Consider the following 15,477-nt stretch of genomic DNA (forward strand, 5'->3'; position numbering starts at 1 on the left):
GCCTGAAGATCAAGTGAGCGATGTGAAGAAAAAAGATATGTAATGCCCCCTATTTGATTTGATAGGGGGCCATGCATTTAAAGAGGGCGCCAGACGTCAGCGCTTCCTGGTACCTCGCCGAGTGTCCACCATCTTGCTTCATACGCGCGACCGTCATACAGGACGCGGTCACCACCTAAATAAACGGTTGTTGCATCCCAAATAGGGTAAGGGGAAGGTTCTGGTGGTTGAGGGCTAGGATCTACGGGTGGCGTGTCATTTCCATTTCCGAATTCAACGTCAATGACATTGTAAAAAGCATTGGCTGTATCAGCGACATCCCATACACCTAAGATCACGTGGTAACCTGTGCGCTCTGGGATCGTCACTTCGTGAGTGACCTTCTCCCCTGGCCGTGCTCCGCCATCATATTGTTCATAAAAAGGAATGAGCTCAAATTGATCTCTTGTTAAGGGCTCATTTGGATTCCAGTTCGGCTTTGTCACGTAATAATGCCATTTAGCTGTTGCATGCCTTGCGGTTAGGTGCCAAGTGAATGTTTGAGTTCCACTAGAAAGGGGAACCTTTGACCAACGGGTCGAGCTTTGTTCATCAAGCTTCGGAAACACACCACCGGCTGAGGCGATTTGCCCATCGGGAATGCTCGGTCCCGGAAAGCCTTTAGGGGCTTCTAAGCTTTGAGGTTCCCAAATAACCGCACCACAGTCTTGGTTGATGGATTGTTGGCAGAGTAGGGCTCGAGAGCTAGGATTTTCAATATAGCCATGGGCTGAGGCTACTTGAATCCCTGCAAGCATCAACAATCCGAGTACAGCTGTGTGTACCACAATGAGACGACAACATTTCGTGAGGTTTTGTCTTACCATAACATCCTCCTTGAATAGGTAATTACAACTTTCACGAAAATGTATATTATCAAGCAATGAATTTTAATACGAATTTTTCTTGATTGTAATGATTTGTGAAAAATTAGGGGGGTGAGACAGTTGTAGATATAAGGGGATCTCAGAAAAGTGAGTTATCATAGAGTCTCGGAATAAATAACAATTTTCCGGGTGAAATGAACCAAAATTACTGGAAATTGGATTGGAATGGCCTGCACACTCATTATTTTCATTGTATTTTCAAAAATGTGCATGACAAAGAAACCTATTGCCATTATTTTTTTAAAAATTGACTAGGCGGCTTTAGGAAAGATGATTTCTTCAATATTTAACTGCTCTTTCTGACTGCTGTACCAAGCATCGATGTGCTGACACATCATTATGGCGTATAGGCGAATGTACCACATTTTTGTTGACCGGTGGCGTCCAGATTCCAAGTGATAATCTATTTTTTCTCTTTTATTAGAACGTTCAACAGAGGTTCTTCGTTTGTATATAAGTTTCCACTTTTCAGAGGACCTTGGTGTTTTGGTAAATAATCGTAGATTATCCTCTCTGAATGTATGGAATGTCCGACCATATTTTGCTTTTGAACACGGTGATGAGCATGTATTTTTGGTACCGCAAGCAAGTGGACAACGCCATTTTTGCCGATTTTGAGATTTGTCAAACCCGTTGGGCTTCATCTCCTTCCCAATCGGACAGATTGGAACACCTGTTGGAGATATTTGAATATCACTTTCTGTACTAAAGTTCTTCTTTGTTCGAACATTTAAATCGATGAAGGGTTCCACATTTTGATGTTCAAGTAGCTCATAAATGGCCTCAGCATCGTGCGCTGCATCAAGAAGAATTTTATCAATCGTGCCCAAGGTGTACCGTTGCGAAAATTCAATTGAACTAACCACTAGGCTGACTGAATCATGCCGGGAAGCAGGATGCAGCCGTGGATATAGCGGTAAGTCGTATTGGCTATCGCTAGTGGATATCATGTAGAGATGATATCCGTTGAAGTACTTTTCCTTAGAACTATCCCAGCCTGAGTCGATGTCGGGTTGTGAATACTGGCGTGGGTGAGTACAGTTCGTTAGTCCTTGGGCACTACAATTACAGGTTGATTTACTTCTCGGGTACCTAGCTGTTTCAATTGGTGTCCCATCTCCAACTACACCTAGAGCTTCGGGATCCCCAAGAAGACCAAGTTTCGTAGAAACCGCTAAAAATTGGGATTGAAAAAACTCAAATAATCGGTCTCCTGGCAGTTGTTTTTGTTTGGAACCATAACGCATTGCCCGATCAACGAGTTTACGAACAATTCCGGGATTCTTAGGTTCAGCTTTTTCACCCTTTTTAGGCTTCTTTTTCTTTTTTGACTTTTTCTTTTTAGGTTTGACCTTCGGCATAACATTCGGGCTTTCGAAGGCCCATAAACGTTTGAAAAAGTCTTCAAATGTTCCAACACCTGGTGTGTCACCGGGTTCAAAACCGCTAAGAATTGCATACAACGGAACGCGACGAAGTTGATCAACCCAATGAGTAATACCTTTTGTAGGTTGAACAAATAATGAAAGCAGATAAGAACGCATCATAGAAGCAGGGTCACGAGGCTTTGGTCCCTTTTTGGAATAGGAATCACCAAGCCATGTAGTTACCGAAGAGAGATCAGTTATCCAAAGCTTTTTAATTACTGGCCAATCCTTATTAACAAGGGTAAGAATGCCGCCAGAATAATGGGCATTTAACTGATTTAGAACGAAGTTTTGATAAGTTTCGTGTGCAATAAACGTTGGTTTCATTTTGGCACCTCAATCACAAGTAGTAAGGGAAAATAATCCCTTCACCGGCGATTATTGTGGTGTTTTTGAAAAGTCAAGTGTTTCTTGTCGAATTCGAGAAAATATTTTGATAATTAATTTCCAGTTTTAAAAAATGAACATTAAAAAATCCCACCTAAAATAGGAGGGATGAAATAAATTGGTTTGAGGAAAATCCTTGAACCACAAAGCTCGGCGAATGCCGAGAGTCTATTATCAGAAAAGGAGGCAGAGCAACAGGTTATTTTTAATACAATTCAAAGCCATATGCTGCTGCCCATTTTCCATCAACTTGATCAACAACATAGAACAAGTGACTGTCTTCTTTTTTGATGATAGCTTGTTCATCAGTAGCAAACAATCGTGCATCCGTTATTTCTTCAAACGGAATCGCGTCAATGTTCCGGTTATGAACCGTGAGAATCGGCATTTGCAAGCAGCTCCTTTTGATTTAACGTTTCATCTATAGCATGACCTTGTAGAGACAAATCATTCTCAGGAATTGGAAGGCTTCGACGTTCACATTCCTCTATTAAAATATGGATAAAATCAGGATCTAGGTTAAGCTTTATGGCATATTTACATGCTTCCATAAGAAATGTGTCTGATAATGTCTCCATGAAATTCCTCCATCTTATCTATTTTTAAGGATATATGCCCCAATTTTTCATAGAGCAAACTGTTTTTTTGTAGTAGATTGAAATCCCTCCTTTTTTTTACATAATGATGGAAAGTTTGTGCAAGCTAATAAAGATCATAGAGTGAAGGAGTGATAAGATGAAAGATCAAAATCAAGATCCCAATAAGCGATCTGACAATGAAACAGATGAAACGTTAACGAACAGACAGGGTCATCCTGTCACGAACAACCAGCATGTTCGAACAGTGGGAGATCGCGGGCCTACTACTTTAGAGAATTATGATTTTCTTGAGAAAATTAGCCATTTTGACCGAGAACGTATTCCAGAGCGTGTCGTTCATGCCAGAGGGACAGGGGCACACGGTTATTTTGAAAGCTATGGTACATATGGGGATGAACCCATTTCGAAGTATACTCGTGCGAAAGTGTTCACGGAAAAAGGCAAGCAAACACCGGTTTTTGTTCGTTTTTCCTCGGTCATTCACGGTGGGCATTCACCAGAGACATTACGAGACCCTAGGGGATTTGCGGTGAAGTTTTATACCGAAGATGGTAACTGGGATTTAGTAGGGAACAACTTAAAAATCTTCTTTATCCGTGATCCGTTGAAATTTCCTGATTTGGTTCATGCGTTCAAGCCAGATCCGGTTACGAATGTACAAGATGGAGAACGGATCTTTGATTTTATTTCACAAACACCAGAGGCCATGCACATGATCACATTCTTGTTCTCACCGTGGGGCATACCTGCTAACTATCGAATGATGCAAGGGTCTGGCGTAAACACCTACAAATGGGTAAATGAAGAGGGGAATGCGGTTCTCGTTAAATACCATTGGGAACCGAAGCAAGGAATCAAAAATTTAACGCAGAAGGAAGCAGAGGCCATACAAGCGAAAAACTTTAACCATGCAACTTTGGATTTGTACGAAGCGATTGAGGACGGAGATTATCCAGAGTGGGAATTGTATGTGCAAATTATGAGTGATGATGCCCATCGAGAGCTTGATTTTGACCCGCTAGATCCCACGAAATTGTGGTATAAAGATCAATTCCCATGGGTACCCGTTGGCAGAATGGTGTTAAATAAAAATCCTGAAAACTACTTTGCAGAGGTGGAACAAGCCGCCTTTGGGACGGGTGTACTCGTCGATGGCCTTGATTTCTCAGACGATAAGCTATTGCAGGGCCGAACGTTTTCTTATTCTGATACACAACGGTATCGGGTAGGGGCAAATTATTTACAGTTACCTATCAATGCCCCCAAAAAACGGGTAGCAACGAATCAGCGAGATGGACAAATGGAATACCATGTGGACATAGGACCAAAGCAAAACCCCCATGTAAACTATGAGCCATCTTTATTAAATGGGCTAAAAGAAGCAAAGCAAGATGGCCAGGACCATACCCCGTATGTTGAAGGTGAACTGCAACGGGCGAGCATCGATAGGCGAAACGATTATGGACAGGCAGGTGAAACCTATCGCCGGTTGTCAGACTGGGAGCGAAATGATCTTATTTTGAATCTTGTGAACACACTCGCACCTTGTCATGAAGACATTCAAAAGCAAATGATTGATCACTTTAGCCAATGTGACCCTGAGTATGGACGAAGGGTGAAGGAAGGGTTAGAGAAACAAAAGGGAGCAGATACTCATAGGCAGCCACAAGGCGGTGTAGATGGGGATGCGGCGATGCATGCGGCAGAAGCTCTGGGACATCCTTCAGATCCTTATTAAAGCATTGCGAGAACCTCATGTTGTGAGGTTCTTTTTTTAATCATAAAATATAGCTCTTTTGGACTGAAAATAGGATTATAATGTATATGTAAGCGCTTAATTATTGAGGGGGAGGTACTTTCGTTGGCGAATACCCATTCACCTTTATCCAGACCACCAGTAAAGAAACGTTGGCTTCACCGTGTCATTTTAAGTGTTTGCGTGCTTGCGTTTCTTGGGGGTCTTTCGATTGTAGGAATATCTGTTTATGTCGGGTGGAACTTATCCCATCCAGAAAGGGAAGTGATTGACGAATCACCGACTGATTATGGGCTACTATTTGAAGATGTTGTCTTTTACAGCGAGAAAGATGAAGTCGAATTAAAAGGCTGGTGGATACCGGCTCAAGACAACGGAGAAGAGCTAGGGACAGATCGCGCTGTTGTTTTCTCCCATGGCTATCGTCATTCGCGTCTTCAAGGAGAAAACGATATTTTGCCTTTTGCTAAGCGGTTGGCGAAAGAGGGGTATCACTTATTACTGTTTGATTATCGTGGTTCAGGCGAATCAGGTGGTACGTATACAACGATTGGTCAATACGAAACAGATGATCTTCTTTCCGCTATCGCGTTTGTAAAAGCAGAAAAGCACGTTGAGGAGATCGCAGTCATTGGTTGGTCGATGGGGGCGGTTTCTGCTATTTTGGCTACGCAACAATCAGAGGATGTTCAAATCGTCATAGCCGATAGTCCATTCGCGAATTTGCGCCAATACTTATCGGAAAATTTATCCCATTGGAGTGACTTACCAGACGTCCCATTCACTTGGGTTGTATTGCAAACGATCCCGGTTTTAATTGGTGCCGATATTGATCAAGTTAGTCCCGTAGATGCTGTTTCGCCGATTGGAGAAACAAAACTCTTTCTTATTCATGGAAGATGGGATGAAGCGATCCCCCATAGGGACAGTGAAGCGATTTTTGAGGCAGCAGACGGCCAAGCAGAACTGTGGCTACCTGAAAATGAGGGACATGTAAAAACGATCAATGAGCAGTCAGAGGAATATGAAGAGCGCATTCTCGCTTTTCTCGAAAAAAGCTTTACAGAATAAACGCGGCGAGAAGGGTTGTTGGCTGAAAAAGGAGCGAGGGGTTGTCCTCGCTCCTTTTTTCAATCGCCGAGGTATGTACCTCGTCTTTAGTTTACTGCGTCTTTAAGTTGTTTACCAGGCTTGAACGCAGGGTTTTTTGTAGCTGGGATTTCGATTTCTTCACCAGTTTGAGGGTTGCGACCTTTACGAGCAGAACGCTCACGTACTTCGAAGCTACCGAAACCAACAAGTTGAACTTTGCCGCCTTCTTTTAATGCACCAGTAATGCTTTCAAAAACAGCGTCGACTGCTTTAGAAGCGTCCTTTTTAGAAAGTTCTGCTTGATCTGCCACTGCATTGATTAAATCTGTTTTGTTCATGAAAAAACTCCCTTTCATTCCTTGGATAATAAAGCCTGCAAGTAAAATTTCTCATGAAACCCTTGTCGTGTCAAGCCTTCAGACCAAATTTAAAGCAAAAAACCCGATATTTTCACGATTTCTGTCATTTTTTCTACAAGTTTTGACCCTTTTCGCTATCGATAGCTTACATTTTCCGGACGCGGATTGTACTAACCATGAGAAACGACAAAATTAAAATCGCAAACATGAACGTATAATCTGGCCAATAACCGACAGCTAAATAGAGCAAGGTGAGTATGCAGCCAGCAGCTGTGATTGGCAATCCGATGAAACTATTATGATTTTCTGTAATGTTGAAGCGTGCTAGGCGAATAGCGCCACAAGCAATGTAAAAGACAGTAAACAGTGCTCCAGCGTATCCGAAATCAAATAAGATGGCATGATAGATCATGAGTGCAGGAGCTACACCGAAAGAAATAATGTCTGTTAAGGAATCAAGTTGCTTTCCAAAATCAGATGAACAGTCAAACTTTCTTGCAGCTGCTCCATCTAGACGATCAAAGACAGCAGCTATCGTAATAAAAAGTAAACTTACTCGTAGTTCCCCTTGAAGGGTAAACAAAATCGCAAACACGCCGCAGCTTAAATTTATAATTGTGAAGAAATTTGCTAGTTGGCTTTTCATTTTCTTTATAGTATGATCTAATTGTTGAAGTAGAAACATGTTGTTCCCCTCCCCTCAGAAAAAAATGTAAATTCCTCTTCTTAAAAGATTATAATAGCACATTACTAACGAAATAACTAGAGCGAAAGAATGATTGTTTTATGAAAGTTTACTGATGAAATAGTAGGTGAAAGAACGTCGTGAGAAAAACATTTTTTAGACTATGCTTCGAATTGAGTAGTCATCCTGTCCTGTCATCGATGCTAAAAGCATTTACTACTTCTAAAGCGAGCCGTTGGTTAATTCCTTCGTTTGTAAGAGTTTATAACATCAATGGGCAGGAAGCAGAAAAACCACTTCATACTTATCAATCGCTTCAAGAGGTATTTACAAGAACGTTAACGGAAAACTGTCGTCCAATTGATTTATCACCTAAAAGCATTGTCAGCCCAGTTGATGGCGTTTTAGCTGAGCAAGGAACTCTATCAGACGAGGCAAACTTTGTCGTGAAAAATCAGACCTATACACTGGAGGAAATGTTAGGTGGAAAAGAAAAAGCCAAGCTCTATCGAGAGGGGACGTACTTGCTTTTTTATTTAAGTCCAAGTCATTATCACAGAATTCATAGTCCAGTAAACGGCACAATCAAAGATCAATGGACATTAGGGAATAAATCGGCTCCTGTAAATAATCTCGGATTGCGTTATGGGAAACGGCCACTATCAAGGAACTATCGTTTGCTCACCGAGTTAGAGGCAGAAGAGGGGCGCTGTATCGTGGCCAAAATCGGGGCCCTTAACGTGAACAGTATTGTACCGACTCATCAATCAGAGCATGTAGACAAAGGGGAGGAGATCGGCTATTTTGCCTTTGGTTCATCCGTTATGCTGTTTTTTGAAAAAGGAACGATGCAATTGGATCATCAGCCTCGAGCTGTTGAGGTAAAGATGGGGGAAAAGGTAGGGAGCTGGCTACGCTAAACAAGTCTATTAGCGTTGAAACCAGCTAAATCCGTAAAACGTCCCAACCGCAAAAACAACGATCCAAAGCGCCAAGCTAAAGGTAATCCATCCAGTCACTAAATATTTCGGTGAGCGAAAGGCAAGGGCCATTAACGCGGATAGATGGGTACCGATGACGAGCGGTCCCCCTAAGGCTAAACCTGGGAGGCCGTATCGGTTCCAAATATGACGTGCCCGCTTTTGCCGTTTTGATTCTGGCGGTGTTTCTATCCCTTTTTGGGCTCGGCGTTTTTCTCGCCATGCTTGAAACTTTTCATAAAATATAATGACGAGCAAAATCGTCAGCCAATTACCGATAAATGCTACGACTGATACGAGCCATGGATTTAGCCCGCGAATAATGCCTAATGGTACAACAACGATCGCTTCAAGCCAAGGAGTAGCCGCCGCTAAAAAAATGAGCACGTATTCCCAAAGGGTCATCATGAAACATTCTCTCCTTTTCGTATAAGTCACAAATTACAGTGTAGCGTCCAAGACATCATTTAGCAATGGTTCAGCTTGCACAAAAAAACAGGGCAGTGGTGCCCTGTTTTATGTTTGTCTCTTTTTAGCATACACTTTTTTTAAATCGTCCTGAACCGATTGATCCCATAATGGAACACCAATCCGGTAGGCAGAGCGGGAAATCATAAGCCCAGCCACAGGTGCGGTCAGAAACACAAATAAGATCGTAAATAGAATTTTCCCAACGAACAGACCTTCAATCAAGAGGAAGTAAAGGAAGGTGGCGACCATGATCGAGATAACACCGAGCGTCGCACTTTTCGTTGCCGCATGTATCCGGCCATAAACATCTGGAAAGCGAATAATCCCAACACTGCCAAGAAAGCTTAAAAACGCTCCTAGCAAGATGAATAAACTAACGATGATCTCGACTGCGGTCAAAAATAGTCCCCCTTTCTAAAAACTTAGCTAATGCGATGGAACCGACAAAGGCTAAGATGCCTAGCACTAGAATAACTTCCGCATAGGCGATGGTCTCTTGAAGGATCATAATAATCCCAATAAACCCAATAAGGTTAATCCCAAACGTATCAAGAGCGACAATTCGATCCGACATCGTCGGGCCGACAATGGTTCGATAAAAGCAAGCCGCAAGGGAGAGGGACATAATGACTAAAACGACGTGTAAAACCGTTTCAAACATTACGCAGTCACCTCCAAAATCGCTTTTTCAAACGTGTCGTGAATTTCCCGTATCATCGCTTCCTTATCAGGCACGTGAATGGAGTGAATATAAATGTATTTCTTGTCATCTGAAAAATCCATTGACAACGTACCAGGAGTGAGAGAGATTAAGCCAGCTAAAAGGGTTAACTCCCAATCTGATTTTAGTTTTGTCGGTACCGCTACGATTCCTGGAGTAATGTCAAGCTTTGGACTGAGAACAATTTTAGTCACGTCAATATTGGCCAATACGAGCTCCTTGAAAAACAAAACAATTAACTTGATCCATGCCCAAACCTTGCGAAAATAAAGGTCAAAGATCATAAACCTGCGGAGCGCGATTAAGATTCCAATACCGACTACATAGCCGACTAAAAAGTCAGCGAACGTAAAGCTGTTTTGTAGGAACATCCAGATGATCGCGATGACAAGGTTTAGTAATATTTGTAACGCCATGGCAACTACTCCTTAAGCACAGATTCGATGTAGACGGATGGATTTAATAGCTCGTCGGCCACTTGCAGCGAGTATTGGAAGATTGGTTCTGCTCCGAATCCTAAGCCGATCGTTAGCACGACGAGAGGAGCGATCGGTAGCAAAAGTTTTCCAATTGGCATTTTTGCTTGCTGCTCTGTATGCTTTTGCTCGCCCCAAAACGCATAAATGAAAATCTTCATCATCGAGAAAAGGGTGAGCAAACCGACGATGAGCGCGACAGTTACGATCACATATCGACCTTCTTCAAAGCCTGCAAGAATCAGAGCGAATTTACTGAAGAAGCCGCTTAGTGGAGGAATTCCTGCAAGTGAAATGGCTGAAATAAAGAACAACCATGCAAGCCATGGGTGGGTCTTTAAAAGGCCGCCCATCTTTTTCAATTCCGTCGTCCCTGTGATTTTTTCTGTTGCCCCTGCAAATAAGAAGAGGGCTGCTTTTACAATAATATGGTGGGCGATATAATAAATCGCACCTGCAAGGGCAAGGGGAGTAAAAATCCCGAGCCCCATGACCATGTAACCGACCTGACTAATGATGTGGTAGGAGAGGATACGCTTAAAGTCAAATTGCGATACTGCTCCCAAGACACCGAAAAACATCGTGAATCCAGCCAAAGCGAGTATTATCGTATGCGTAAAGCTCGGGTCATGGTTAAAAATAAGTGTAAATGTCCTGATAATCGCGTAAATTCCAACCTTTGTTAGCAAGCCACCGAACAAGGCGGCAATTGCAGCAGGTGGTCCATAATAGGATCTTGGAAGCCAGAAATAGAGAGGGAATAAAGCACCCTTCATCCCGAATACGACCAAGAACAAAATCGCGATCACATTGAGCACCCCTTGTTGCTCTAGCTCTGCCACGCGAATAGCTAAGTCCGCAAAGTTCAGTGTCCCTGTGACTGAATAGAGATAGGCGACACCTACGATAAACAAAATGGAAGCAAAAACATTAATCACGACATATTTGAAAGACTCACGTAACTGATACTTCGTGCCTCCCAAAACAATCAACGCATAGGAAGCGATGAGCATCACTTCGAAAAAGACGAATAAGTTAAAGAGATCGCCAGTAAGAAACGCCCCATTCACTCCCGCAATTAAAAACAAGTAAAACGGATAAAAGTAATAGCGTTCTCTTTCAGATGAAATAGTCTGAAAGGCAAAAAATAAACATGCGACGCCAACAATGCTCGAAAGAATGATCATCATCGTCGCAAACATATCAGCGACGAGCACAATTCCGAACGGGGCTGGCCAATTTCCAAGCTGAAGTGTATAGATTCCTTCTTGATAAACAAGGGTTGCTAAATAAAAGGAAAACAACAGCAGGCCAACCATCGTTATTGCTGTAAGAAATCGTTGAATCCCGTGATGCTTTGCAAACAAAATGAGAAAGGAACCAACGATAAACGGTAATAAAATTGGTAGAATGACTAAGTTACTCATCAGCAGTTCCCCTTAATTGATCCAGATCATCTGTTTGATGTTCTTTATAGGTTCGATAAGCAAGTACGAGCAAAAAGGACGTTACCCCGAAGCTGATGACGATAGCCGTCAAGATTAAAGCTTGAGGAAGTGGATCTGCAAAGTATGGTGCATCAATGGACAGAAGCGGTGGCACGCCCCGTTGTAAGCCCGCCATCGTTAAAAGCAGGAGGTGTGCTCCATGAGACAGGAGCACAAGCCCTAAAACGACGCGTAATAGACTTTTCGTTAGAATCATGTATGTGCCGACCATAAATAGGACACCGACTGTGATGGACATTAAAATTTCCATTACGCATCATCCTCCGCGATCGTCAAAATAATGGTGAGGGCGATTCCTATCACGACTAAGTAAATGCCTAAGTCGAATGGAAGTGCCGTCGTTAACTCTGTTTCTCCTAAAATCGGTAGCTGAAAGTATCTAAAATATTGAGTGAGAAACGGATCGCCAGCGAGCATGCTAGATACGCCTGTGAAAATGGCGAGCAGCAGTCCGATCGCGATCAAAGCTGTAAAGTTAAACGGAAGCGCCTTCTTCATGCTATCCATATCAAAGGCAAGGTACATGAGCAAAAAGGCACTTGCCGTCATCAATCCTCCAATAAAGCCGCCCCCTGGATCATTGTGTCCAGCAAAAAACAAGTAGACGGAAAAGGAGAGAATGATGAAGGTCACAATTCGTGTTACCGTATGAAGCATCACCTCGTTGGATTTGAACGAGTTGTTTTTCATACATCCTCCCTCCCAGTCATCCGTAATTTAATCATCGCAATGACACCAAGTGCTGCGATTCCAAGTACGAGTACCTCAAGAAGTGTATCGAGTCCACGGAAATCAACAAGGATGACATTGACCATGTTGTATCCACCTGCAAGCTCCTTTGAGTTTTCGATGAAGTACTCAGAAATGGTTCCCAAGCCTGCTTCTGTGCCCAATGCGAAAGAGCTTAAAGCAATCAACGTGACAAGCCCACCAACACCGATGGAAATAAAGAGGTTGACGAGATTGAAACGCGGTGTGAACTTCTCTTTTCGTAGCTCTGGCAAGTGATAAAAGGCCAGCATGAAGAGAACAACTGTCACGGTCTCTACAAGTAACTGCGTAAGTGCCAAGTCTGGAGCTCGGAATATAACAAAGAACAAAGCTAGGAGAAATCCGATGACACCGACGACAATAATCGCTGTAATGCGATGATTAATAAAAGGAATTGCAAGGGTTGACCCGATGAAAACGAGTGTTAATACCCACATATAAGGTGAAATAACAGAGACATTTACCGTGTCAATAGCGAAGGCATTATAGCGAACCATCGTATAGCCAAACAGCAAAATCATAAAGACACACATGTACGCAAAATAATCGCGTAGCATCCCTGTCATTTGCACTCGTGTAATTCCTTGAGAACCTTTAATTAACCAATCGAGGGAGCTGTCGTACACTCGGTTTAATGGATCGCGCTCTCTTAAGTAAAAGGCTGTTTGCTGCCATTTTTTCATGTTCATAAAAATCAAGGTTCCAAAAGCAACGACAGCGATCGTCATAAAGAGCTCAGGGTTAAACCCATGCCAAAGATAAATGTTCGCCTCTCCGCCAAAAACATCTGCTCCTAAAATGGCAGTAACGGCTGGCTCTATAATCGTGTAAGTTAGCAAGTTAGGGAACAATCCAAAAATAACGACGAGAGAACCAAGGATAACTGGACTGATCAGCATTCCCATTGGTGCTTCATGGACATGTACGTCGTAATTTTCCTTCTTAAACTCCCCTGTAAACGTGCGGAAAAACATGATTGCACAGTAGACGAATGTAAAAACACTTGCAACCCACGCAAGAACAGGGAACAGGAATCCCCACGTTTCCATATTAAAAATTCCTAACGTAGTGGCATTTACGACTCCAGAGAAAAACATTTCCTTACTAAGAAACCCATTGAACGGTGGTAATCCAGCCATAGCGGCGAGTCCAATTAATGAAACAGTAAAGGTCACAGGCATAATGGCCATTAATCCGCCGAGTTTACGAATATCCCTAGTACCGGTTTCATGATCAATGATTCCAACCGTCATAAACAAGCTTCCTTTAAAAGTAGCATGGTTAATTAAGTGAAAAACGGCTGCCAAAGTGGCGGTTGCATAAAACTTTGTCGTGCTGTCAGTAGGATCAAAATGGAGAGTAGCTGACCCTAGACCGAACAAGCACATAATTAACCCAAGCTGGCTAATGGTTGAGAAGGCCAAAATGGATTTAAGGTCTTTTTGACGAACGGCTGAGATGGACCCCCAGCACAATGTAATGATCCCAAATCCTGCAAGTAACCAAAACCACTCTGGTGTTCCGCCGAAAACAGGTGTTAAGCGAGATACAAGGTAGAGCCCTGCTTTAACCATTGTTGCGGAGTGGAGGTAAGCACTGACTGGCGTCGGTGCTTCCATTGCATCCGGAAGCCAAATGTGGAATGGAAATTGTGCAGATTTTGTAAAAGCCCCAAGAAGAACAAGAAGCATGGCTGGCAAAAACAACGTACTAGCAAGAACAGCATCTGCTTGCTCAATGATCTCTCGGATGCTAAACGTGCCCGTAATGACGTAGAGGAGTGAAAACCCCCCGAGCATGGCAAAGCCACCAAAAACGGTAATGAGCATCGATTTCTGGGCACCGTACGTTGATTTTTCACGATGGAACCAATAACTAATTAATAGGGATGAGGCTAAACTTGTTAGCTCCCAAAATACGTAAAGAACGATTAAGTTATCGGAGAGGACGACTCCGAGCATGGCGCCCATAAACATAAGTAAATAAACATAGAAGTTGTTCAGTTTTTCGGTCTTTTTCGACAAATAGTAGATAGAGTAAAGGGCGACAAGAGTACCAATCCCAGTGATTAAAAGAGCAAACAATAAACTAAGTCCGTCAACATAGACAGTAAAGTTGATTCCAAGTGAAGGAACCCAAGGAATGGTTTCGTGGATTACGCCTCCGTTCGAGGTTATCGGTAATAACGATAAGAAATAGCCAAATAGCACGAGCGGAAGGACGAGCACAAACCATCCCGTATGTATGGATCTTGTGTATTTATACAAAATAGGAATGAAGATCGCAAGTAAAAAAGGTGAAACTGTAGCCCAATGCAAAAGCGTCAAGTCAAAAAACCTCCTTCTAGTATCAAATCAATCAACTGGGCAATTTCTTTAATTCCCCCTTAAGCAGGTCCGAAACCCGAACATTCTCCAAACTAACGTAAATTATAACACTATTTAGTATGGTGTGCATCCTTTGTGGCTATTCGGATTGTGTCAACCTTTTGTGGGAGGAGTATTTTCCATCCTCATATGTGTAAGCGAATTCAGGATTTTAGGGTTCTCCTCGTTGAGAATCTTATGGTTTTTAAAAGCCTTTCAAGTCTTTCAGTGCTCGATACACTGGAATATTCGCTCTTTGTTTGAGATACATGACGTTGTTACGTGTCGCTTCGCCAATTGTACTTTCTACCTTCTCCACAAAATACTTTGGAGGACGTTCTTCTTTTGGTTCTGTCCATTTTTCAACGCGACCAATCAGTGTTTTGAGCGGAATTTTATCCATCAACGCAACCATCGCTGTCATCATGGCACTAGCACCTTTTTCAACCCAACTTCGTCCATTTTTTAGACGCTTCGCAAAGACACTCATCGTTCCCTCGGCACTTCCCATTGGACGGAACCCTGTCGGATCAATTCCTTGATCTTTCAGCCATTCTCTATAATCTCCCAATGCTTCAGGGTATTGCTCAAGCTGATGAATCAGCGCCTCTAAACGCTCTTCTTTCGCTTCTGTCTCAAGCGTTCCCACTGCACTGTTTAGCTCTATCATGAGGGTTTCTCCATCGTACTTTGCGAGGGCTTTCTGCATAGCCCGATAACGCCGATGACCTTTGAACAATCTTCTAATATCACGTGCTACATGGAAACGATCAATCGTAAAGAAGGCTCGCCCTTGAAAATAATCTCGACAACTGGTGATCCAGGTGGCTCCATCCCCATTAATGACCAGTCGATGCACCGCAGGGTCGTAGTCAAACGTCTCCATGAGAAAAGTCTCAAGCCCCTCCCAAAACGGTTCTTTCCCTCGATGAACATAATGTCGCTTTTCTTTT

The 15,477-nt window shown here is 42.8% G+C and carries 18 protein-coding genes; 3 read left to right on the forward strand and 15 right to left on the reverse strand.

The features are described from left to right. Positions 1-77: 77 nt before the first annotated feature. From E2L07_RS07995 to E2L07_RS08010, 4 genes are all read right to left on the reverse strand, one after another. Entirely contained in the window at positions 78-866 is a 789-nt protein-coding gene (locus E2L07_RS07995) for a lytic polysaccharide monooxygenase (RefSeq protein ID WP_134229307.1), read from the reverse strand. A 311-nt stretch (positions 867-1,177) separates the two neighbouring features. Further along, positions 1,178-2,680 (reverse strand): transposase, encoded by a 1,503-nt coding sequence (locus E2L07_RS08000; RefSeq protein ID WP_134228599.1) that lies wholly within the window; start codon positions 2,678-2,680, stop codon positions 1,178-1,180. 265 nt (positions 2,681-2,945) lie between these two features. Continuing rightward, positions 2,946-3,128: a hypothetical protein gene (locus tag E2L07_RS08005; RefSeq protein WP_010897471.1), complete on the reverse strand. Its 183-nt coding sequence runs from the start codon at positions 3,126-3,128 to the stop codon at positions 2,946-2,948. Next, positions 3,106-3,318, reverse strand: a complete 213-nt coding sequence (locus E2L07_RS08010) for a sporulation histidine kinase inhibitor Sda (RefSeq protein WP_010897472.1) — start codon at positions 3,316-3,318, stop codon at positions 3,106-3,108. Before E2L07_RS08010 ends, E2L07_RS08005 begins: the two co-directional genes overlap by 23 nt. Positions 3,319-3,475: 157 nt before the next feature. On the opposite strand from E2L07_RS08010, the gene E2L07_RS08015 reads away from it, so the two are divergent. Both E2L07_RS08015 and E2L07_RS08020 read left to right on the forward strand, forming a co-directional pair. Continuing rightward, positions 3,476-5,077, forward strand: coding sequence for a catalase (locus E2L07_RS08015; protein WP_134229308.1), 1,602 nt, complete (start codon positions 3,476-3,478; stop codon positions 5,075-5,077). 123 nt (positions 5,078-5,200) lie between these two features. After that, positions 5,201-6,166: an alpha/beta hydrolase gene (locus E2L07_RS08020; RefSeq protein WP_053431545.1), complete on the forward strand. Its 966-nt coding sequence runs from the start codon at positions 5,201-5,203 to the stop codon at positions 6,164-6,166. 86 nt (positions 6,167-6,252) lie between these two features. Here E2L07_RS08020 and E2L07_RS08025 read toward each other — a convergent pair whose 3' ends face one another. Together E2L07_RS08025 and pssA are read right to left on the reverse strand one after the other, a co-directional pair. After that, the gene (locus E2L07_RS08025) at positions 6,253-6,525 is read right to left on the reverse strand and encodes an HU family DNA-binding protein (protein ID WP_134229309.1); all 273 of its coding nucleotides are present in this window, start codon (positions 6,523-6,525) and stop codon (positions 6,253-6,255) included. Between the two features lie 166 nt (positions 6,526-6,691). Continuing rightward, a complete protein-coding gene (gene pssA, locus E2L07_RS08030) occupies positions 6,692-7,231 on the reverse strand; it encodes a CDP-diacylglycerol--serine O-phosphatidyltransferase (RefSeq protein ID WP_134229310.1) in 540 nt (179 codons plus the stop codon). Positions 7,232-7,371: 140 nt separating this feature from the next. On the opposite strand from pssA, the gene E2L07_RS08035 reads away from it, so the two are divergent. After that, entirely contained in the window at positions 7,372-8,151 is a 780-nt protein-coding gene (locus E2L07_RS08035) for a phosphatidylserine decarboxylase (RefSeq protein ID WP_134229311.1), read from the forward strand. A 9-nt stretch (positions 8,152-8,160) separates the two neighbouring features. On the opposite strand, the gene E2L07_RS08040 is transcribed toward E2L07_RS08035, so the two are convergent. From E2L07_RS08040 to E2L07_RS08080, 9 genes are all read right to left on the reverse strand, one after another. Next, positions 8,161-8,619, reverse strand: coding sequence for a small multi-drug export protein (locus E2L07_RS08040; protein ID WP_134229312.1), 459 nt, complete (start codon positions 8,617-8,619; stop codon positions 8,161-8,163). A 108-nt stretch (positions 8,620-8,727) separates the two neighbouring features. Beyond that, positions 8,728-9,081 (reverse strand): monovalent cation/H(+) antiporter subunit G, encoded by a 354-nt coding sequence (gene mnhG / locus E2L07_RS08045; protein WP_053431544.1) that lies wholly within the window; start codon positions 9,079-9,081, stop codon positions 8,728-8,730. Further along, positions 9,056-9,343, reverse strand: coding sequence for a Na(+)/H(+) antiporter subunit F1 (locus tag E2L07_RS08050; RefSeq protein WP_010897481.1), 288 nt, complete (start codon positions 9,341-9,343; stop codon positions 9,056-9,058). Before E2L07_RS08050 ends, mnhG begins: the two co-directional genes overlap by 26 nt. Next, positions 9,343-9,819 (reverse strand): Na+/H+ antiporter subunit E, encoded by a 477-nt coding sequence (locus tag E2L07_RS08055; protein ID WP_010897482.1) that lies wholly within the window; start codon positions 9,817-9,819, stop codon positions 9,343-9,345. The genes E2L07_RS08050 and E2L07_RS08055 overlap by 1 nt, the downstream gene beginning before the upstream one ends. A 5-nt stretch (positions 9,820-9,824) precedes the next feature. Then, positions 9,825-11,306, reverse strand: coding sequence for a Na+/H+ antiporter subunit D (locus tag E2L07_RS08060; RefSeq protein WP_134229313.1), 1,482 nt, complete (start codon positions 11,304-11,306; stop codon positions 9,825-9,827). Then, positions 11,299-11,637, reverse strand: coding sequence for a Na(+)/H(+) antiporter subunit C (locus E2L07_RS08065; RefSeq protein ID WP_010897484.1), 339 nt, complete (start codon positions 11,635-11,637; stop codon positions 11,299-11,301). Before E2L07_RS08065 ends, E2L07_RS08060 begins: the two co-directional genes overlap by 8 nt. Beyond that, positions 11,637-12,077 carry a Na(+)/H(+) antiporter subunit B gene (locus E2L07_RS08070; protein WP_010897485.1) on the reverse strand — a complete coding sequence of 147 codons (441 nt, stop codon included), beginning with the start codon at positions 12,075-12,077 and terminating at the stop codon, positions 11,637-11,639. Before E2L07_RS08070 ends, E2L07_RS08065 begins: the two co-directional genes overlap by 1 nt. Continuing rightward, on the reverse strand, positions 12,074-14,485 hold the full coding sequence (locus tag E2L07_RS08075; RefSeq protein ID WP_134229314.1) for a Na+/H+ antiporter subunit A: 2,412 nt from the start codon (positions 14,483-14,485) through the stop codon (positions 12,074-12,076). Before E2L07_RS08075 ends, E2L07_RS08070 begins: the two co-directional genes overlap by 4 nt. A gap of 244 nt (positions 14,486-14,729) precedes the next feature. Continuing rightward, positions 14,730-15,477: UPF0236 family transposase-like protein (locus E2L07_RS08080; RefSeq protein WP_208401999.1), on the reverse strand; the 748-nt coding region annotated here is incomplete at its 5' end.

The organism is Halalkalibacterium halodurans (assembly GCF_004376175.1).
Taxonomy (GTDB): Bacteria; Bacillota; Bacilli; order Bacillales; family Bacillaceae_D; genus Halalkalibacterium; species Halalkalibacterium halodurans.